We start from the raw sequence: 19,219 nt of genomic DNA, 5'->3' as shown, positions 1-19,219 counted from the left end.
GTTCTTCCCTGCCGCCACGCCGTGGGGCCTGCCCCGGTCGGGGCCGCTCGGGCCGTGCGGAGGGCGAAAAACGGGGAACGTGGGGCACAGGAACTTTCCGAACGTCTGCACCGACCTGGGAGATCCACGTGGCGAAGAAGAAGAGCAAGAAGAAGCTGCCCCTGGCGTACAAGCCCGTCGGGTTCGCGTTGGGCTGGACGAGTGGCACCGTGGCGGGGATCGCGTTCCAGAAGACGTGGAAGCTGATCCGGCACGAGGAAGACGCCCCCGACGCGCTGGACCGGGACCGCCGATGGGGCGAGATCCTGCTGGCCGCGGCGATCCAGGGCGCCATCTTCGCGGTGGTGCGCAGTGCCGTGAACCGCGCGGGCGCCAAGGCCATCGAACGCTCGACGGGCTCCTGGCCCGCCCCGGAGAAGGGGAGCGCCTGACCGGGCCCCTCCCCCGGCACATGAAGCCCTCGGCGCCTCTGCGCGCCGGGGCGCGGCCCTCGCCAGCCCCGGCCGGACCCGGTGGGCCCGGCCGTGCGGCGGGCGTCAGCCCAGCTTCGGCGCCACCGGGATATCGCAGCGCAGGATGAAGGAGTGTCCGGCCGGGTCGGCGTAGCCGCGTTCCTCCAGAGGGCCCGTGGCGTCCTTCGTCTCCACCGGGCGGCCGCCGAGACCCACGATCAGACGTTCCACGGCGTCCAGGTCGTCGACCACGAACTCCAGGTGCGCCTGGAGCGAGTTCTCGGGACGCGGCCAGCTCGGCGCGGTGGCGTTGGCGTCCCGGCGCAGCGCCAGCCGGAAGCCGTCGGCGGCCCGGATCTCCACCCGGTTGGCCTGGGCGTCCACCACCTCCGCAGCCAGCAACTCGCGGTAGAACTCGGCGAGTTTCTCGGGTTCGGCGCAGTCGAGCACCACCACTCCCGCAGGCACGGTCGGCATGTCTCCTCCACAGGGTCCGGGGTCTGTCCGCGGGCCGGGGCCGCTCCCCTGCCCGTACTGGGCACCTGTCCCGGTTCTGTGGATTCAATCAGTGCAAGTCCATTGATTTCTGTGGTATTTGGGAGAACATGCACCTCAAGTGGCGTGTGCAGTAACAGATATCATGACGGACACCTGTGTAGATCATCTAGGATCTGGGCAGTCTCGTTCCGCTTACCGGTTCAACTTTCGTTCCGTGAAGCAGAGTTCGAGTGTGCGGGGCGTCTTTGCGACGGCCTGCTCGCAGGGCGGGGTGACTCTGCGTTCCGTCTCCCGAAAGGAAGCACATGTCTCAGGACGTCCGGTTCGACCTTCCCTTCAACACCCCGGTCAGCGAGCATCTGGAGTACGCGCGGGCGCGTCATCTGCGCTGGGTGTGGGACATGGGACTGGTGCGCAGCCGGGCCGGGTTCGACGAATACCGTTCCTGGGACCTGCCGCAGGCCGCTGCGCGCACCTATCCGTACGCCTCGGCCGAGGACATGGTCGTCCTGATGAACTGGTTCTCGCTGGCTTTCCTGTTCGACGACCAGTTCGATGCCGGGCGGCCGGACCGGGCGGACGTGATATCCGACGTGGCGCGGGAGCTCATCGTCACCCCGCTGCGGCCGGCGGGAAGCACACCCCGGGTGCTCTGCCCGATCACGGTGGCCTGGGCGCAGGTCTGGGAACACCTCTCGGATGGCATGTCCCTGACCTGGCAGACCCGGTTCGCCGCGTCCTGGGGCCGGTTCCTGGTGGCCCACTGCGAGGAGGTCGACCTGGCGGCCCGCGGGCTGACCGGGACGCTCGGCCTCGACGAGTACGCCGTGTTCCGGCGCCGTACCGTCGGCATCCACCACAGTATCGACGCCGGTGAGCGCAGCCGCGGCTTCGAGGTGCCGGCGCGGGCGATGGCCCATCCTCTGATGGAGCGGATGCGTGATCTGGCCGCGGACACCATCGGGTTCATGAACGACATCCACTCCTTCGAGCGGGAGCGGCGCCGCGGCGACGGCCACAACCTGATCGCCGTACTGCACCGGGAGCGCGGCTGCTCGTGGGAGGAGGCCGCGGCCGAGGCGTACCGCATGACGACCGCCTGCCTGGACGAGTACCTGGAGCTCGAGGCACGGGTGCCCCGCATGTGCGACGAGCTCGCACTCGACGCGGACGAGCGCAAGCGGGTGGACAAGGGTGTGCAGGCCATCCAGCACTGGATCGAGGGCAACTACGAGTGGGCCCTGACCAGTGGCCGGTACGCGGCGTCGAAGGAGGGCGAGGTGGCCACGGCCGAGCAGGCGGGCCGCGGCTCGGTCGACGATCTGCTGACCGTGTGAGCCGGTCGTGCTGCCCGGCCACGTGGCCGGGCAGCACGACCGGTCGCTGTGTCCGGCGCGGCGGCCGGTCACAGCGGACGTTGCGGCGGCCGGTCACACAGCGGCCGTTGCGGCGTCACCCGGTGTCAGGCGCTGAACTCGACCGGCAGACGGTCCAGCCGGGTCTCCCAGGTGGAGGCGGTCGAGGACAGTTCGTCCGGCGGAACCGCCAGGCGCAGGTCCCGCAGCCGGTGCAGCAGCACGTCCACGGCGATCTCGATGACGGCCTGGCCGATGTTCTGGCCGGGGCATTCGTGCGGGCCCCCGCTGAACGCCAGATGCGACTGGTTGCCCTGTACGGACACCCCGGCGTCCGGGCGGATCTCCGGATCCCGGTTGCCCGCCGCGAGGCCCAGGACCAGCAGATCGCCCTTGCGGATCCGGTGACCGCCGATCTCCAGGTCGCCGGTGGCGAACCGGCCGGGCAGCACCGCGAGCGGCGGGCTGTTCCACATGACCTCCTCGACGACCGCGGAGACGTTCAGCCGGCCACTGATCAGCCCGGACAGCCGGGCGGTGTCGGTGAGGACCAGCTGGAGCACCCGGGCGAGCAGGTTGCTGGTGGTGGCGTGGCCGGCGATCAGCACCAGACGCAGATGGCTGACCACCTCCTCCTCGTCGAGCCGGGCGGGGTGCGCCAGCAGGGCGGTGGCGAGGTCGCTGCCGGGTTCGGACCGCTTGCGGACGACGAGCGCGCCGAGGATCTCCTGGATGCGGCCGTCGTGCGTGACCGCGTCCTCGCCGCCCTTGAGGACCTGGGCGCACGACTCGACCAGGTCGCGTCCCTCGGCCTCGGGCATTCCCAGGACACGGGTGATCACCAGCATCGGCAGATGCTCGGCGTAGTCGCTCACCAGGTCGGCGCGGCCGGTGTCCGCGAAAGCGTCGATCTCCTTGTTCGCGAAGTGCGTGGCGTGCCGGCGGATGCCACGTCCGGCCGCGGCCTGGAGTCCGTCGGTGACGGCTCCGCGCAGCCTTCGGTGCGGCTCGCCGTCCTGGGAGACGCAGTCGGGGCGCCAGCCGAGCATCGGGACCAGCGGTGAGGTGTCCGCGATGCGCCCGTCGCGCTGGTCGCGCCAGATCCGGGCGTCCCGGGTGAACTGGCGGGGGTTGTCGAGCACCCGCCGGATGTCCCGGTAGCCCAGCACCAGCCAGGCCGGTACGTCGCCCTCCAGGAGTACCGGCGCCACCGACCCGTGTTCCTTGCGCAGCCGTTCCTGGACGCCCGCCGGATCGGTGGCCAGGGCCGGCCCGTACAGCCGGGCGGGGTCCGCGCCGGGGTGGGCGACAGGGCAGCCGCGGGCGGCGCCGGGGGCGTTCCCGGCCGGGTCGCTCATCGGGACTCCACGGCCGCGGCCGAGCGGTCCCGCAGGTGGTGGACGAGGGTGACAAGCACGTCGCGGCTGGCGGACCGGTCGCGGGCGTCGAAGGCGACGACCGGGATGTGCGCGGGGATGTCCAGGGCGTCCCGGATCTCGTCCACCGGGTAGTCCTTGGAGTCGGGGAAGACGTTGAGGGCGATGACGAAGGGCACGTGCTGCCGTTCCATCTCCTCGATCGCCCGGAAACTGGAGTCCAGCCGGCGGGTGTCGACCAGGACGACCGCGCCGAGCGCCCCCTTGAACAACCCGTTCCACAGGAACCAGAACCGCTCCTGACCGGGCGTGCCGAACAGGTACAGCACCAGGCTGTCGTTGAGGCCGATCTTGCCGAAGTCCAGGCTGACGGTGGTCTCCGTCTTGTCGGCGACGCCGATGAGACGGTCCACATCGGCGCTGGCCTGGGTGAGGGTCTCCTCGGTGGTGAGCGGCTTGATGTCGCTGACCGACCGGACCATCGTGGTCTTTCCGGTACCGAAGCCGCCGGCGATCATCACCTTCACCGAGCGGGTGTCCCCGGCCGTATGCCGGCCGGCCTGGTCAAAGCCTTTCAAGTCCACTGAGTACCTCCTCAAGGAGCGCGAGGTCGGGCCCGCGGCCGACGTCGTGGGCCGGAATGGGGTCACGGGCTTCGACGCGGCCTGTGTCCAGCAGGTCCGACAGCAGTACGGCGAGAATGTTGAACGGCAGCCCGAGGTGGGCGCCGAGTTCGGCCGCCGAGAGCGGTTCACGGCAGCGCCGGATGATCTCCTCGTGCTCGTGCTGCATCCCCGGGACGGGGTCCGAGCGGGAGACGACAAGGGTCGCCACGTCGAGACTCGACGCCGAACCGCCCGGTCCGCTGCGCCCTCCGGTGAGGACGTAGTAGCGCTCGAGACCGGACGGGTCCGACGGCCGGCGGGGAACACTCATCCAGAGTGCTCCTCCTGGCGCACAGTGGTGCCGAGCAGCTCACCCATCCTGCGGGCGAGGTCCCTCATCTGGTGTCCGAGCAGCCCCTGGTCCAGGCCCTCGCGGGCGAGGACACCGAGGTAGGTCTCCACGCCCGCCCGGACCACGAAGAGGTGGCCGCCGTCGACCTCGATCATCGCCAGCCGCAGTTGCCCCGCGTAGGCGGGGAACTGTTCGGCGACCGGCTGGGCCAGTGCCTGCAGGCCGGCGACCACGGCCGCGAAGCGGTCCACGTCGTCGGGGTCCTCCGCCCCGAAGGAGGTGATGGCCTTGCCGTCGCTGGAGGCCACAAGGGCGAAGCGGATCTCCTGAATGCTCTCGACGAGATCGCGGAGCGCCCAGCTCACGTCGTTTCCCTGGTGTGTCATGGGGTGTGGTCGCTCTCCTCGGTGCGGTGCTTCGTGTACTCACGTCCTGCGGGGGTGTCACCGGCGGTCGCCCCGGGCGCCGCGCCGGTGTCGCGCTCTGCGGACTCGCGTCCGCCCGCGTCGCGACCGGCGATGTCGCGGCCGGCGGTGGCGAAGGCGGCGAGTCCGGTGAAGGACGCGTCCGGGGGTACGGCGGTGACGGAGCTCCGTTCGCCGCGCTCGGGCCGTCCGGTCCGCCGCGGCTCCGCCTCGGCCCGCCTGCCGCTGCGGCGCCGGGGCAGTCCGCCGGGCGTGGTGTCCACCGCCCCGGCGGAATCGGGGAACGTCTCGGAGCCGGGTGCCTCGGCGGGGTCGGCCGGCCAGAGGTCGGCCTCCCCGTCGTCGGTGACCGCGGTCCACGGCAGGACGGACGTCGCGGCGGGAACCCTCGCGGCGAGGGCTGCCACGGCCTCGGTGCCCGTGGGCAGCGGGCTGAAGTACTTGTGCGGTACTACGACCACCACCGAGGTACCCAGCCAGGGCGAGTCGGCGAAGGTGACCCGGATGCCGTAGCGGCGGGCCAGAACGCCGACGACCCGCAGGCCGATGTTCGCGTCCTCGGTGATACCTCCGATGCCCGCGCCGGGCGCGGTACCCGCGAGGGCGTGCTCGGCCTCGCGCTTCTTCTCCTCGCTCAGGCCCTTGCCGGAGTCCTGGATCTCGATGCCGACGCCGTTCGGGACCTCCTTGCCGGAGACCACCACGGGCTCGGTGGGCGGTGAGTAGCGCGCCGCGTTGTCCAACAGGTGGGCGAAGATCAGCGTGAGGTGGTCCACCAGGCCGCCGTCGACGCCGAGTTCGGGCAGCCGGCGCAGCTGGACGCGGTGGAAGTCCTTGACCCGGCCGATACCGCCGCGCATCACACTCAGCAGCCGCTGAGGCTCCTGCCACTGCCTGCCCGGCCGGTCCGAGCCGCCGAGGACGCCGACGCTGGCGGCGAGACAGTCTGCGGGGCCGATCTCCTGGTCGAGTTCCATCAGGCCCCGGGCAACGGCCGGGAGGCGGCCGTGCTCGCCCTGCATCTCGTGCAGCCGGCCACGGAGTTTGCTGGTCAGCACATGGATGCGGTTGCCGATGCTGATGACGGCCTGTTCGGCGGAGGTGGAGCGGTCGAACTCCTCCTCGAGCGCCATCAGGGAGGTTCGCAGTATCTTGCGCAGTTCGGCCTGGAGTTCGGCGCCGGCCTCGGCACTCCGGTGGACGCTCGGCAGCAGGTCGTCGATGGCGTCACCGCCGCGCAGACACTCGATCGCCTCGGGCAGTCGCTCGTCGGCGAGCCGGGCCACCGCGGCGAGCTGATGCGCCAGCCGCTTCTCCATGGCTTCGGCCTGCTCGGCGATCCGGGCTTCGTGTTCCCCTGCCTGCTCGGCGATCCGGGCCTCGTGGCGCTCGGTCAGTCCGGCCAGCCGTGCTTCGAAGTCCTGTGCCTGTTCGGCGAACCGCTCCTCCTGGGCGGTGCGCTCGGCGGCGAGGTCCCGTTCCAGGCCCGCTGCCCGCTCCCGCCATTGCAGTGACTCCTGCGACTGTCCGGCCTGTGCAACCTGTGCGGCACGGAGGACTTCCTCGGCCCGGAGCAGCCGGGTACGGGTGCGGAGCAGCAGTCGTACGCACCACACGCCGGCCGCGGTGGCGGCGGCGCCAGCGACGGCGGCCGTTATTCGCTCCGAGCTCATGAACGTGGCGGCGATCGTCCCGCCGCCCAGGCCCAGCGGCATCAGCCACCAGCTGTACCAGGCGGCAGGGGGCCGCACCGCCGGTGGCGAAGTGGCGAGTTCCATCTGCATCCTTCGAAACAACACGATCAGACATGGGGGGTGTGCAAGGGGACCGCACTCATGGGTGCGTATCGCGAACCGGCGCGACGCGATCACTTCAACTCGCAGCGCTGACAGGGAGCTTATCGGTTCCGGCCGCAAAAGGATCACGTTCGGGAGGTGGCGGAAGTGAGGGCTCCGTCACGCCCGCGAGGAGAGGTGGTGAGAACAAGTGGCTTGATGCGTGCGGTAGTTGAGCGTCCAGGCAGGTCCTGGGCCGCCTGTGACCGCGCCACACGGCACCGGACTGGCCAGATCCGTAAGAACTCGATCGCAATTCGAAGACATATGACGATCAAACATGCCCACATCCATGCGCCCGGGGGTAACTTGCAGTGCGGGGACCGGCGTTGGGGACCGATCCGTGCATGAAGCAGGCTGGAGGCGATGGCGTGGTGCGGCACCAACCTGCACCGCCGACCCGGTTTCTCCGCGTCCGTCAGGAGCGGGGGCACACGGTGCTGGATTTCCGCGGCGAGATCGACATCGTCGCAGAGGTGGAGGTCGTCCCGCACCTGGACGCGGCCACCTCGGACCCGAAGTGCCGCGTCGTGATCGATCTGACCCGGGTCGAGTTCCTGGATGCCTCCGGTCTGCGCCTGCTCTACCGTGCCCGGCAGCGGGTCCTGGAGCAGCACGGCAGTCTGCGCCTGGTGTGCACCGACGCGCTGACCCTGCGGGTGCTGCGGATCACCGGCCTGGCCCGGCTACTGCCTCCGCGGCCGACCCTGGACGCGGCCCTGGACCAGCCCGAGGCCACACCGGGCCCGGTGTGAGGAGCGGGTGCTCTTCGGCCGGTGACGCGTCGAACGGGGCGCTCACGGGCTCACCGCCGTGAATGCGCCGTACCGCCTCGGCGAGCGCCGGGCGATGGACAGGACCCGCAGCTTGTCCGTGTGTTCCTCGACGGGCACCGGGACGGTGCCGGTGCACGCGATCTCCAGCATGTCGGGCCGCTCGCTCAGCCGCTCGAGCGCCCCGGCCACGAACAGACCGTGGGCGCAGGCCACTCGGATCGAGCGGGGACCCGGTCCCCGTGCGGCAGCCGGCCGGCAGTTGCATCTCCGGACAGTCGTTGGCGAACCTGCCGGTCCGGACGGGGCTGAGCGGCACACCGAGTTGCGTGCAGACCTCCGCCGCCGCCGGTTCCGGATGGGCGCTGCCGCTGAACTTGGCGATGTCTCAGATGAGTTGCCTCCTCGAACGACCATGTCGACCGGAAGGCTCATGTCACCGGCCCCGGGCCTTCGGGCCGCCGCCGTCCGGTCACCGCGGGGCGCCGTCCGGTGACCCCTTCGGCCATCGCTTCGGCGACTCCTCCGGAACTCCCGGCACGCCGTGCGCCCCCGCATGCTTCCAGCGGTGCCCTTCAGAACTCAACTCCCGTGTCTGTTCGGTGAAGTGAGGGGCATCCGGTCAGTAGGAAGGAGGACTGTCACCATGACGACTCCCATCAGGCGCCTCCCCGGGCGCGTGCCGGGCTGGGCAAAGGTACTCACCGCGGTGGTGGTGGTGCTCGCCGTGCTCTTCGCCGGGATCCGGCTGAGTGTCCTGCCGGGCCTGAAGGATCTGTTCGGTACGGAGACCCATGACCGTTCCGGTCCCGCACTGCTGGAATCCATCCAGGACATCAGCCGGTACGACGCGGCGACCGGCAACTTCCAGGTCGTGGTGGACCTGGAGAAGGACACCAGGTTCCTGCCCGACGCGATCCGCGGCAGCCGCACCCTGTACGTGGGTGCGGGCACCGTCGACGCCTACGTCGACCTCGGAAAGCTCGGCAAGGACGATGTACAGGTCGACGAGGACCGTACGTCCGCGACCCTGCGACTGCCGCACGCCCGTCTCGGCACTCCGGCGCTCGACCCCGAGCGTTCCTACGCCGTCTCCAAGGAGCGCGGGCTGCTCGACCGCTTCGGGGACCTCTTCTCGGACAACCCCAACAGCGAACAGGCCGTACAGAAGCTCGCGGTGCGGCACATCGGCGCCGCGGCGAAGGAGAGCGAACTGACCACCCGGGCCGAGAGCAACACCACGGGGATGCTCGAAGGTCTGCTGCGCTCCCTGGGGTTCACGAAGGTGCACGTCTCCTACGGCGACTGAGCTGCAGCGGTGTCCGCCCCGGCCCGGCGTAACAACGGCGCCCCCGGGTGCCCGGCCCATCCCATCCCATCTATGACAGCAGTTGACGGTCGGAGGACGGAATGACCCGTACAGCCTCACGCCCGCGCTTCGCGTGGCGCCGGAAGCCGGACAGCGATCCACCCGGACGTGACACCGGGGGCCGCGGGAACGAGCGGCGTCCGCTCCCGCTGCCGCTCCGGCTGCTCGTGATGCTCTGTGCCTTCGCGCTCATGGTCGTTTTCGCGGTGGCGCTGGCCCGGCTCACGCTGCAGCCCTCCCCCGCCTCCGAGGCACTGATCCACACCAATCTGCATCCCGGCCGTTCCCTGCAGGCCTATCTGGACCAGCCCGCGCTGCGCGACGCCGTCCGTCAGGTCGGCGGCAACCTCCTGCTGGGCGTGCCCTTCGGCGTCCTCGCGCCGGTGCTGGCGCCGCGCACCCGCGGATTCGTGCAGGTGCTGCTGCTGACCGGAATCGTGATGCTGATGGTGGAGTTCGCTCAGGGCGCCCTGATCACCGGCCGTGCCTTCGACATCGACGACGTCATCCTGAACACCGGCGGGGCGCTGATCGGATACCTCCTGCTGGGGCGCCGGCTCAGTCGGGCCGTGCACGCACGCAGGCCGAGGGCCGGGGCCGTGTCGAAAACCAGGGCCAAGGCCAAGCCTGCCGCCAAGGCGAAGAGCGCGCCGAAGGGCACGTCACGGGGCCTGCTGCGGAGCAGGGCGAAGGGCAGGGACCGGGCCGGGGCGGGAGCCGAGACGGAGTCCGGGAAGGAGACCAGAGCGCAGACATGACCCGCGGCGCCTGCCGGGCCTGCCCGGTGTCCCCCGTGACGCCTACCGGCGCGGGGTCCAGGTGTGCTTGTCCCCGCCGACCCAGCGGACCACGTCCGGGTCGTCGAGATCATGGACGGTGATCCCGAACGCGGCGGCGGCCAGCAGCACGTCGGTGACGGCCTTGGCCTCGCCGATCACTTCTCCGTCGATCTCCACGATCCGGAACGGCGGTGTACCGGGCTGCACGCCGAGCACCATGATCCGTGGATGGGCGGTGTACGGGCTCGCGCTTTCGGTCATGCATACGAGCGTAGAGCGCAAACCGGACGCGCGCGGGTCGCGTGCCGGCGGCAGGAGGAGACCCGAGCGGGCGCCGGGGCCGTGAGGTCCTTCGGCCGCTGTCCTGGACCGTCCGTCGCGCGGCCGCCCGTGCCCTGGGGGCTCTGGAGCGCGGGGCGCCCTCATGGCTCCCGTCGAGGCGCTGGAACGGATCGCCTTTCCGCCGGCTCGGTCCCTGACGCCGGCGTACCGCGTCCGCGCCTTCCGTACCGCCGCCCGAGGGCTGACCGGGCGGCGGCCGGGCCGGGTGCGGGCGAGGCGCGTTGACAGGTGGCGGCCGGGTCGCTGGAGTTGCTGGAGCCACCCCAGGGCATCGGCCCGAAGACCGCGCAGGTGGTACGGAAGGCGCCGGCCGGTGAGGCGCCCGGCTCCGCGCACCCTCGAGGAGGAATCCACCGGCACGGGCGGGCAGAGGTGACGCACATCACCGCAAAGTCGGAGTATTCGACCGGACCACCTGGAACACACCGGGACCGTTTTCCGTTGAAGAGAACGTGGGTGCGTAAGGAACAGTGTCCCCGGGCCACACCTTCCGCCCACAGGGACGATCGTTCGGCTGAAGCCCTGTGGAGCCCTTGCCGAGAGGCGACCGCCTTCCGCGCTCACCACCGAGCCGCCCCGACCGTGATTCCCCCGTCGCGGTCGGGGCTTCCTCTTTTCCGTCCGCGGGCGGGGCCGAGCAGGGACTCCCCCGTTGCGCGGGCACCCCCGTCGTACAGGTCCGTGATGCGCTACGCGGAGGACTCGTCCGGTACCGGCTGCTCCGGGTCGGCGGAGGCCGAGTGCGGCGCACCCCGCCGACCGGTCCCGGCCTCGTCCGTGTCGGGGACGTCGGGCTGCCGCTCACCGGACGCGTCCTGGCCGGGCTCCCCGGCGGCCATGTCCTCCTCGACGCCCGGGGCGACCTCCCAGGGGTCCTCGCCCTCGCCCGCCTGCTGGTCGGGCAGATCCCGGGGGATGCCCTGGCCGTTCTCACCCGGTCCTTCGTGGCGGTGGTCGGTCACGGCACGCTCCCATCTTCCGTAGGCCGTTCCGCTCTTCCGTGAGCGTGCCCCGCGGGTACCGCCTCGGCACCCGGCGAAACGTTCAGCGCGGCGTCCGTTCCTGCAGAGCTGTGTGCCAGGCGGGCGGCGGGGACTGCGGATCCGGGTCGGGGCGTCGTCCGCCGCGGGCGAAGAAGTCGGCGAGCGGCAGGATCGCGGCGCCGACCGTGACGGCGTCGGGGCCGAGGCTGCCCAGCTCGATCGTCACGTTCTCAGCGGGATGGCGCAGCGCGTACGACAGGGCGTGCTTGCGGACGGCGGGCAGGAACCGGGCACCGAGCTGGAGGCCGGCCCAGCCGCCCATGAGGATGCGTTCCGGCTGGAAGAGGTTGATCAGATCGGACAGGCCGGCGCCCAGGTACTCGGCGGTCTCCTCCAGCACGGCGAGCGCGACCGGGTCGGCGGCGGTGTCGGTGTCGGCGGCGGGAGGGTAGGCGGCGGCGAGCATCGCGGTCAGCGCCGTCTCCTCGTCGGCGCCTCGGGGAACCCTGCCACCCTCCTCCCGCCACCGGGCGAGCAGCGACTCCGCGCCCGCGTAGGCCTCCAGGCAGCCGAGCGCACCGCAGCGGCAGCGGCGTCCCCGGACCCGTACGGTCAGGTGCCCCCATTCGACCGCGCGGCCGTACTCCGCCTCCGGGCTGACGAGGCAGGCACCGACGCCGGAGCCGAAGAGCACCACGAGGGCGTTGCGCGCGCCGCGTCCCGCCCCGAACCACATCTCGGCCTGGCCGAGGGTCCTGGCCCCATTGTCGATGAAGCAGGGCACGCCGTCGGGCAGGGGCGAGCCGTTGCGCAGCAGGAACTCCAGTTCGACGGCGTCCCACCCGATGGTCTGTCCGTGCACGACGGCACCCCGGTCGGACGTGTGCTCGACGATGCCGGGGACGCCGATGCCTACACCGAGCAGCCGCTCGGGGGCGAGGCCGGCGGCGGCGAGCACCTCGGCGATTCCGGCGTGGATGTGGTCGACGATGACGTCGACCTCGTAGCGCTGCGGCTCCAGCGGACGCTCGGCACGGGCGAGTTCGGTGAGCGTCAGGTCGAACAGTTCGACACGGACCCGGGTCTCGCCGACGTCCACGCCGATCATGTGGCCGCTGTCCGGTGTCACCCGGAGCAGGGTACGCGGACGACCGCCGTCGGAGTCGACACTGCCCGCCTCCTCCACCAGGCCGTCACCGACCAGGTCGGCGACGACATTGCTCACCGAGCCGGAACTGAGCCCGGTCACCGGGCCGAGTTCGAAGCGGCTGAGCGGTCCGTCGAAGTAGAGCCGCTGCAGCACGGCCCCGCGGTTGGCCCGCCTGAGGTCGCGTACCGTGCGCCCGCTCCGCCCCGCCATATGGCTGCTCCTCCCGAACCCCTGTCCGACCTGCAACATACCGCCGGGGACCACCTCGGCGCGACTTTTCCGTACCCTTATTTAATGTGGTGAACTAAAGCTGTCCGCCCACATCGTCCGGGCACACCCCGGAAAACCGTTGGACCGGACTCCTTCGGGCTCCTTACCGTGGGACGGAAACCCGGGTCTCCCTGGTTTCGACAGGCTGTAGCAGGAGAACACCGGAGAACCCCATGAGATCACTCACCGACCAGGACATACGCGGTTCCTTCGTCAATTGCTCGAAGGGTGAGGCCAAGCGTCTGTTCGTGCCGCGCGACCTCGGGGCGCGGGTCTGGGAGGATCTGGACTTCCTGGGCTGGCGGGATCCGGGTGCGCCCGACCGCACCTACCTGGTCACCGAGCGTGCGGACCAGGGCCGTCTGGTCGGGGTGGCACTGCGGTTCCAGCCCGCGCGACGAGGCTCTCCGCACCGCAGCATGTGTTCGTTGTGCCTGACGACGCATCCGCGCGGGGGCGTCTCCCTGATGACCGCGCGCCGGGCGGGCGCGGCGGGGCGCGAGGGCAATTCGGTGGGCGCCTACATGTGCACCGACCTCGCGTGCTCCCTCTATCTGCGGGGCAGGAAGGTACCGGAGTCGGGCATGCGGATCGAGGAGACCCTCACGCTCGACGAGCTGATCGCCCGCGCCCTGGGGAATCTGTACGCCTTCCTCGACAAGGTGTGACGTCCCGGGAACTCCGGTGGGCCATCGGTCCGCGAGCGTCCCCCGGGGAGTCTCCTGAGAATCGCCGTGTCCCCCGCACGACTGCGGAACCTCCCGAAGACGTTCGACGCTTCCGGTGAGGGGGAAGCGTCGAAGGATGCGAGTGGTACGTGAGTGGACCGCGCCGGTCAGAGGGTTCGTCAAGCGGCACCGTGATCCGGAGATCGTGCAGATGCTCCGCTCGACGGCCGCGGCGACGGTCTCGTACGTCATCGCGCTGCGGCTCAGCCCGGGGTCCGCCCCGCTCACCGCACCGCTGACCGCGCTGCTCGTCGTCCAGGTCACCCTGTACTCCACGCTCACCACCGGCGTGCGCCGGGTGAACGCCGTGGTGGCCGGGGTGGTCGTCGCCATCCTCTTCAGCCTTCTGGTGGGCCTGACCTGGTGGAGTCTGGGTCTGCTGATCCTGGCGTCGCTGTTCGTCGGACGCCTCGTACGCGTGCACGAATTCGTGCCCGAGGTGGCGATCAGCGCGATGCTGGTGCTCGGTGTGACGTCGGTCGGGGACGTGGCGTGGGTGCGCATCCTGGAGACGCTGATCGGCGCCGTGGTCGGACTCTCGTTCAATCTGCTCCTGGCCCCGCCGGTGTGGGTGGAGGAGGCCGGTGAGTCGATCGAGGGGCTGGCCCGGCGGGTGCGGCAGCTGATGCTCCGCCTGGGTGAGCAGGCCGCCGGGAAGCCGGCCCACCACGAGGCGGCGGCGCGGCTGCACGAGGCGCGCCAACTCGATCACGACATCTCCGAGGTGGACGCGGACCTCCGGCAGGCCGAGGACAGCCTGCGGCTCAACCCGCGCGTGCGCGAGGGCCTGCTGCACCGGGTGGTGCTGCGCACCGGGCTGGACACCCTGGAGATCTGCACCGTCGTCCTGCGGGTGCTGGCGCGCACCTTCACCGACCTCGCGAAGGAACGCGAGCCCGGCCCCCTGTTCTCGCCGGCGGAGGGCGCCCTCGTCGAGCGACTGCTGGCCGAGATCTCCGACGCGGTGGTCAGCTTCGCGGTGCTGGTCACCGCGAGTGTCAGTGAGAACGCGGAGTCCGCGGAGGACCGGCTCACCGCCGAACTGCGACAGGCCGTCACCACGCGCGACCGGCTGGCCCGGCTGCTGCTGGAGACGGTGCGCGCGGACGCCCGGCAGTGGCAGCTGTACGGCGCGCTGCTGGCCGAGACCGACCGCATCCTGGACGAGATGGACACCGAGCACCGGTCGCACCGGCTGATGGAGGAACTGGACCGGCACACCCGTGAGCAGCGGGAGCGCATGCCCCGGATCACCCGGACGCGGGACCGGCTGCACGTTCCCGGCCGGCTGCGCCGGAACCGCCGGGGTACCGCCGGGCGTTCTCGGTGAGAGATGCCGGCGGCGGGCGGGTACGCCGCCGGCCACGAGCACACGAAGGGGGCGCGCGGATGACCGACACCGACGTGCGGATCGACGGGAACGCCCTGCGGCTGCCGGGCGGGGCGGTGGTGCGGTTCATCCGTACGCTGCGGCTGCCGGAGACGGGCACGCACGCCCTGCCCCCTGGCCTGGGCGAGTTCCCGGTGCGGCGGGTCGCGGACTACGCGGACTCGGTGCCCGAGGCCTGGCGGGCGCGCGGCGGGGTGATGCTGCCGGTGTATCTGCGGGAGGCCCTGTGGCTGAGCTTCGCGGGTACGAGGGAGCCGGCCGCCTTGCAGGTGGGGGTCGGCAAGGTGTGCGCGGTCTCGGGCCGCCCGTGGAGCGACCGGCTCGCCCGCTCGCCGCAGAACTACGTGGTGCTGCCCCGGCAGCGCTGGCTGGACGGCATCAACTCCGGCAAGAGCACGGTCCGCCAGTTCGTGGCCGTGCCGCTGGGCCTGGGCGCGACGGTGGAGGGCCAGGTCACCGGCGAGGAGGTGTGGGGCGGTGTCCAGCTGCAGTCCTTCCCGCTCGGCGAGGACGCGCTGGCCCGGTGGCGCCGGGCGGAGCGGGAGCGGCTGGAGCGGCAGCGGGCGGAACTGGCCGCCCGGCCGCCGGCCCACGCCGAGGGGTACGGCGCCGCACGCGCCATGGCCGCGCCGCCCGCGCCGGGCGCGGCCCCCACGGGGCCCCGCGGCGCGCCCCGGTCCGCCGCGGCGATGGGTCTCGGTGTCGGCGGTTCCATGCGGCAGGAGGTCTACCAGGACGACCGGCCGCCGGCGGACTGGGCCGCACAGCCCTCGGGGCGGGTGTTCGTCCACCTGGTGACGCCTCCCGAGTGGCGGCGCATCACGGGCGAGGCGCCGCCTCCGTCCCCGGTGGACCGGGCCGCCTACACCCGGGCGGGGCTGCCCTGGTTCGACTACTACGACCAGGACGCGCAGGACCTCGGCCCGGCCGGCCCGCTCCGGTCGGTGAAGCCGGTCGGCGACTGGCTCGGGGACGACCACGAGCCCTGGCAGCCGCCGTCGCCGCACCAGGTGAAGCAGCTCGGGGACGCGCCGGGCAAGCCGGTGGAGGACGGTGACTGGTAGCCGCCGGGCGTCGAGGGCAGGGGTTGCTCGTGTACACGGCGTCCGGTCAGCCGTCGCCGTCGGCGCGTTGCCGTTGCAGCGGACGGGGGCAGGTGACCGCGCTCGCCTGGGAGAGGAGTACGTGCATGCGTTCGGTGAGCTGGCCGAGGTCGTCGGCGGGCCGGTGGAAGGGCAGCCGTACGTCACCGCCCGCGCGGACGCGTTCGATGCGCAGGGTGAGTCCGTGTCGGTCGACGGCGAGCGGCTGGACGCGGACCACGCCGTGCAGGCTGTCCGGTTCGACCAGACGGGTCAGCCGCTCGACCGCGTCGCCGTGACAGTCGGCGAGGTGGGTCAGCAGCCGGGCCTCGGCGGTGGCCAGCGGGTCGGGCCGCGCCGCGGCGAACTCGTCCGGGTCGACGACGACGGCTCCGGACTCCCGCCGCAGCACCACCCGGGTGGGGCGGAAGGCGAGGTGGTCGTCCTCGGTGGTGAACCAGCCGGCGAGCCACAGCCGGGCGCGGATCCTCTTCCGCACCGGGACGGGTGCGACGTCGGCGAACTCCAGTACGGCGGACGGCTCACCGCGGGGCGCGCAGATCGCGGCGGTGAGCAGCGCGCTGTCCTCGGGCACGTGCAGCAGGATGCGGCCGTCGTCGGTCACGTCGTGCGCGCCGACGAACTCCTCGCGCGAGCCCTCCGCGGTCACCGCGCAGGACCATGCGGCGGCGAGCACGGAACGGGCCCGCTCCGCCGCGCCGGGCTCGGCCGTCCAGCCGTGCGTGTCGTCACCCATCCTCGAACCTCCTGTTAGGTAAGCCTTGCCTAACCTAGCGAAGATCGTGGCGTACGCCAAGCCGATCGCGTGATCTTTGCGCGACCGCTCAGGGCGTGAGAACGCCGAGCAGGGCGCGTGCGCACAGGTCGCGCACCTGCTCCCGGCTCAGCTCGGAGCCGCGCAGCCACTCCAGGCACACCGCGGTGGTGAAGGCCAGCCAGCCTCGTACGGCGAGGCGCGCGTCCGGCCGCCGCCCGAGCAGCGGGCCGAACTCGGGGTCCCCGGCCAGCGCCGCCAGGATCTGCCGCTCCTGCGCGGCCAGAGCCCGGTGGTAGACCCGGCGCACCGTCAGATCCCCTGCCGCCTCGGCGCGGTGGAAGGCGCGGTAGCCGTGCGCGTGCGCCGCCACGTACCCCAGGTACGTGTCGAGCCCCGACGCCAGCTGCTCCCGGACGGGGGATCCGGGAACCGCCGCGGTCATACGCAGCATCCGGTCGCTCTCTCGCCGCACCACCGCCGCGAAGAAGTCCCGTTTGGTGGGGAAGTAGTGGTACAGCAGGCCTCGCGAGACCCCGGCGATCCCGGCCACCCGCTCGATCCACACGTCGTCGTACGGACTCTCCGAGAACAGCCGCGCGCCGACCGACAGAAGCTGCTCGCGACGCTCCTCGGTGCTGAGCCGGCGCCGCGTGCGCCCGCCCTCGTCCACGGCCATTCCCGCACCTTACTTGACGCCGGTTCAGCAACCGGACCAGACTGGAAAGGCGTATTGAACCCGCGTACAACACGGGTTCCGCGGGCACCCACCGCGTCGCAGTCGCTTGCCGGACCGAAGGGGATCGCATGGCGGAGACGACGACACCGACCGTGCCGCCGAGGGGATTTCGCGGCGCGGAGCAGGGCTGGCCCGCACTGCACCGCATCCCCCGCCCTCCCTACCGGGTCCCGTTCGTCGGTGACGTCATCGGCTCGGGCAGAAGCACCCCGGTGCAGGACTCGATGCGACTCGCCCGCCGACTGGGGCCGATCTTCCGGCGGAACGCCTTCGGCAAGGAGTTCGTGCTGGTGTCGGGTGCGGAACTGGCGGCCGATCTGGCCGACGAGGCGCGCTTCGCCAAGCATGTGGGGCTGGGCGTGGCCAATCTGCGGCCGCTCGCGGGTGACGGCCTGTTCACCGCGTACAACCACGAGCCCAACTGGCAGCTCGCCCACGACGTGCTCGCCCCCGGCTTCAACCGTGAGGCCATGGCGGGCTACCACACGATGATGCTGGCCGTGGCGGAGCGGCTGACCGAGCGCTGGGACGGTACGGCAGGTGCGGGCCGGACGGTGGACGTGCCCGGTGACATGACCAAGCTGACGCTGGAGACGATCGCGCGCACCGGCTTCGGGCACGACTTCGGGTCGTTCGAACGGCCCCGGCCGCACCCCTTCGTCACCGCGATGGTCGGCACGCTCGGCTACGCGCAGCGGCTCAACGCGGTGCCCGCGCCACTGGCCCCGCTCCTGCTGCGCAGCGCGAGCCGGCGCAACGCCACCGACATCGACCGCCTCAACCGGATCGTCGACGAGGTGGTCCGGATCCGGCGCGCGGACGGTGGCGGGGAGGGCGACCTGCTCGACCGGATGCTGGACACCGCGCACCCCGAGTCCGGTGAGCGGCTGTCGTCCGAGAACGTCCGCCGTCAGGTCATCACCTTCCTGGTCGCGGGTCACGAGACCACCTCGGGCGCACTCTCCTTCGCCCTGCACTTCCTCTCCCTGCACCCTGACGTCGCGGACCGTGCCCGCGCCGAGGTGGACCGCGTCTGGGGCGTTTCGGCCACGCCGGGCTACGAGCAGGTGGCCAAGCTGCGGTACGTGCGCCGGGTGCTCGACGAGTCGCTGCGGCTGTGGCCGACCGCGCCCGCCTTCGCCCGGGAGGCCCGTGCGGACACGGTGCTGGCCGGGGAGCATCCGATGCGGCGGGGAGCGTGGACGATGGTGCTGACGCCGATGCTGCACCGGGACCCCGCGGTGTGGGGCCCTGACTCCGAGCGGTTCGACCCGGACCGTTTCGACGCACCGGCCGTACGGTCCCGTCCCCCGCACACCTTCAAACCGTTCGGCACGGGGGCGCGAGCCTGCATCGGGCGGCAGTTCGCGCTGCACGAGGCGACACTGGTGCTCGGGCTCCTGCTGCGCCGCTACGAGTTGCGGCCCGATCCCGGCTACCGGCTGCGCGTGACCGAGCGACTGACACTGATGCCGGACGGGCTGCGGCTCCGCCCGGAGCGGCGGACGGCGCCGGTCGGGCCCTCGGCGGACCAGGATCCGACCGGCGGATCAAGTCGGAGGTAGCCGACGGTGTCCGTCCGGCCGGGGCGAGCGGGGGTCGGTGCGTTCAGCCGCAAGGCGGAGGAGGGCGCCGACGCGATGGGGCCCCCTGCTCGAAGAGCTTGGGGGAGAGCCTGTCGGCTGGGACGGGCTGGTGTCCCGGCCGGCGCGGGGACGTCCGGGGCGTTCGGGGCGTCCGACGGCCCCCCACAGGCCGTGGCCCGGAGGTGAGTCGGTTGTCAACGGGCTCGCTCGATGCGCGGGTGGCTCTCGTCCGACTCCGACTCCGACTCCGGCTCCGACTCTCCGCCCGCGCCCCGCGCCACCGCTTTCACCGTCCGCGGGATGTGGCCCGTTCGGCGGCGACGAGCGTCCTGTCCGGCGGCATCCTGGGCGGAGG

General features: G+C 71.7%; 19 protein-coding genes and 3 pseudogenes. 10 read left to right on the top strand and 12 right to left on the bottom strand.

Annotation, left to right across the window (positions count from 1 at the left end):
* Nucleotides 1–128 precede the first annotated feature (128 nt).
* The gene (locus tag V4Y04_RS35710) at nt 129–431 is read left to right on the top strand and encodes a DUF4235 domain-containing protein (RefSeq protein ID WP_332432421.1); all 303 of its coding nucleotides are present in this window, start codon (nt 129–131) and stop codon (nt 429–431) included.
* A 105-nt stretch (nt 432–536) separates the two neighbouring features.
* Here V4Y04_RS35710 and V4Y04_RS35705 read toward each other — a convergent pair whose 3' ends face one another.
* Nucleotides 537–929: a VOC family protein gene (locus V4Y04_RS35705; protein WP_332432420.1), complete on the bottom strand. Its 393-nt coding sequence runs from the start codon at nt 927–929 to the stop codon at nt 537–539.
* A gap of 326 nt (nt 930–1,255) precedes the next feature.
* Here V4Y04_RS35705 and V4Y04_RS35700 point away from each other — a divergent pair, with 326 nt between their 5' ends.
* Nucleotides 1,256–2,287, top strand: a complete 1,032-nt coding sequence (locus V4Y04_RS35700) for a 7-epi-alpha-eudesmol synthase (RefSeq protein WP_332432419.1) — start codon at nt 1,256–1,258, stop codon at nt 2,285–2,287.
* Nucleotides 2,288–2,412: 125 nt separating this feature from the next.
* On the opposite strand, the gene V4Y04_RS35695 is transcribed toward V4Y04_RS35700, so the two are convergent.
* Genes V4Y04_RS35695 through V4Y04_RS35675 form a run of 5 tightly spaced genes read right to left on the bottom strand, consistent with a single transcriptional unit; the run spans nt 2,413 to nt 6,841 of the window.
* Nucleotides 2,413–3,663 carry a cytochrome P450 gene (locus V4Y04_RS35695; protein ID WP_332432418.1) on the bottom strand — a complete coding sequence of 417 codons (1,251 nt, stop codon included), beginning with the start codon at nt 3,661–3,663 and terminating at the stop codon, nt 2,413–2,415.
* Nucleotides 3,660–4,265: a GTP-binding protein gene (locus tag V4Y04_RS35690; RefSeq protein ID WP_332432417.1), complete on the bottom strand. Its 606-nt coding sequence runs from the start codon at nt 4,263–4,265 to the stop codon at nt 3,660–3,662. Before V4Y04_RS35690 ends, V4Y04_RS35695 begins: the two co-directional genes overlap by 4 nt.
* A complete protein-coding gene (locus tag V4Y04_RS35685; RefSeq protein WP_332432416.1) occupies nt 4,246–4,617 on the bottom strand; it encodes a DUF742 domain-containing protein in 372 nt (123 codons plus the stop codon). The genes V4Y04_RS35690 and V4Y04_RS35685 overlap by 20 nt, the downstream gene beginning before the upstream one ends.
* Nucleotides 4,614–5,024, bottom strand: a complete 411-nt coding sequence (locus V4Y04_RS35680; RefSeq protein ID WP_055594348.1) for a roadblock/LC7 domain-containing protein — start codon at nt 5,022–5,024, stop codon at nt 4,614–4,616. The genes V4Y04_RS35685 and V4Y04_RS35680 overlap by 4 nt, the downstream gene beginning before the upstream one ends.
* Nucleotides 5,021–6,841 carry a sensor histidine kinase gene (locus V4Y04_RS35675; RefSeq protein WP_332432415.1) on the bottom strand — a complete coding sequence of 607 codons (1,821 nt, stop codon included), beginning with the start codon at nt 6,839–6,841 and terminating at the stop codon, nt 5,021–5,023. Before V4Y04_RS35675 ends, V4Y04_RS35680 begins: the two co-directional genes overlap by 4 nt.
* A 404-nt stretch (nt 6,842–7,245) precedes the next feature.
* Between V4Y04_RS35675 and V4Y04_RS35670 the strand changes: the two genes are divergently transcribed.
* The gene (locus V4Y04_RS35670) at nt 7,246–7,653 is read left to right on the top strand and encodes an anti-sigma factor antagonist (protein ID WP_332432414.1); all 408 of its coding nucleotides are present in this window, start codon (nt 7,246–7,248) and stop codon (nt 7,651–7,653) included.
* Here V4Y04_RS35670 and V4Y04_RS35665 read toward each other — a convergent pair.
* Nucleotides 7,568–7,905 (bottom strand): annotated as a pseudogene (locus tag V4Y04_RS35665) (hypothetical protein); the annotation flags it as partial. The gene V4Y04_RS35670 and the pseudogene V4Y04_RS35665 sit on opposite strands and share 86 nt — an antisense overlap.
* A gap of 412 nt (nt 7,906–8,317) precedes the next feature.
* Between V4Y04_RS35665 and V4Y04_RS35660 the strand changes: the two are divergent.
* Nucleotides 8,318–8,980, top strand: a complete 663-nt coding sequence (locus V4Y04_RS35660) for a DUF4230 domain-containing protein (protein ID WP_332432413.1) — start codon at nt 8,318–8,320, stop codon at nt 8,978–8,980.
* A gap of 101 nt (nt 8,981–9,081) precedes the next feature.
* A pseudogene (locus V4Y04_RS35655) lies at nt 9,082–9,630 on the top strand (VanZ family protein); the annotation flags it as partial.
* Between the two features lie 210 nt (nt 9,631–9,840).
* Here V4Y04_RS35655 and V4Y04_RS35650 read toward each other — a convergent pair.
* Nucleotides 9,841–10,080: a hypothetical protein gene (locus tag V4Y04_RS35650; protein WP_332432411.1), complete on the bottom strand. Its 240-nt coding sequence runs from the start codon at nt 10,078–10,080 to the stop codon at nt 9,841–9,843.
* 163 nt (nt 10,081–10,243) lie between these two features.
* Between V4Y04_RS35650 and V4Y04_RS37955 the strand changes: the two are divergent.
* A pseudogene (locus V4Y04_RS37955) lies at nt 10,244–10,488 on the top strand (PHP domain-containing protein); the annotation flags it as partial.
* A gap of 362 nt (nt 10,489–10,850) precedes the next feature.
* Here V4Y04_RS37955 and V4Y04_RS35645 read toward each other — a convergent pair.
* Nucleotides 10,851–11,123 (bottom strand): hypothetical protein, encoded by a 273-nt coding sequence (locus tag V4Y04_RS35645; RefSeq protein ID WP_332432410.1) that lies wholly within the window; start codon nt 11,121–11,123, stop codon nt 10,851–10,853.
* Nucleotides 11,124–11,205: 82 nt separating this feature from the next.
* The gene (locus V4Y04_RS35640) at nt 11,206–12,504 is read right to left on the bottom strand and encodes an ROK family transcriptional regulator (protein ID WP_332432409.1); all 1,299 of its coding nucleotides are present in this window, start codon (nt 12,502–12,504) and stop codon (nt 11,206–11,208) included.
* Between the two features lie 233 nt (nt 12,505–12,737).
* Between V4Y04_RS35640 and V4Y04_RS35635 the strand changes: the two genes are divergently transcribed.
* The 3 genes from V4Y04_RS35635 to V4Y04_RS35625 all read left to right on the top strand — a co-directional run bounded on the left by V4Y04_RS35635 (nt 12,738) and on the right by V4Y04_RS35625 (nt 15,746).
* The gene (locus tag V4Y04_RS35635; protein WP_332432408.1) at nt 12,738–13,232 is read left to right on the top strand and encodes an FBP domain-containing protein; all 495 of its coding nucleotides are present in this window, start codon (nt 12,738–12,740) and stop codon (nt 13,230–13,232) included.
* 136 nt (nt 13,233–13,368) lie between these two features.
* Nucleotides 13,369–14,622, top strand: a complete 1,254-nt coding sequence (locus V4Y04_RS35630; RefSeq protein WP_332432407.1) for an FUSC family protein — start codon at nt 13,369–13,371, stop codon at nt 14,620–14,622.
* Nucleotides 14,623–14,681: 59 nt separating this feature from the next.
* Complete coding sequence (locus V4Y04_RS35625) at nt 14,682–15,746, top strand: hypothetical protein (protein ID WP_332432406.1); 1,065 nt, start codon at nt 14,682–14,684, stop codon at nt 15,744–15,746.
* A gap of 46 nt (nt 15,747–15,792) precedes the next feature.
* On the opposite strand, the gene V4Y04_RS35620 is transcribed toward V4Y04_RS35625, so the two are convergent.
* Together V4Y04_RS35620 and V4Y04_RS35615 are read right to left on the bottom strand one after the other, a co-directional pair.
* The gene (locus V4Y04_RS35620) at nt 15,793–16,521 is read right to left on the bottom strand and encodes a DUF2470 domain-containing protein (protein ID WP_332432405.1); all 729 of its coding nucleotides are present in this window, start codon (nt 16,519–16,521) and stop codon (nt 15,793–15,795) included.
* An 88-nt stretch (nt 16,522–16,609) separates the two neighbouring features.
* Nucleotides 16,610–17,218 (bottom strand): TetR/AcrR family transcriptional regulator, encoded by a 609-nt coding sequence (locus V4Y04_RS35615; RefSeq protein ID WP_332432404.1) that lies wholly within the window; start codon nt 17,216–17,218, stop codon nt 16,610–16,612.
* Nucleotides 17,219–17,346: 128 nt separating this feature from the next.
* Between V4Y04_RS35615 and V4Y04_RS35610 the strand changes: the two genes are divergently transcribed.
* Nucleotides 17,347–18,843, top strand: a complete 1,497-nt coding sequence (locus V4Y04_RS35610; protein ID WP_332432403.1) for a cytochrome P450 — start codon at nt 17,347–17,349, stop codon at nt 18,841–18,843.
* Nucleotides 18,844–19,219: the final 376 nt, after the last annotated feature.

The sequence above is a fragment of the Streptomyces sp. P9-A2 genome (assembly GCF_036634175.1).
In the GTDB taxonomy this organism is placed as follows: Bacteria; Actinomycetota; Actinomycetes; order Streptomycetales; family Streptomycetaceae; genus Streptomyces; species Streptomyces pratens.
This window is presented reverse-complemented; position numbering and strand designations above follow the sequence as displayed.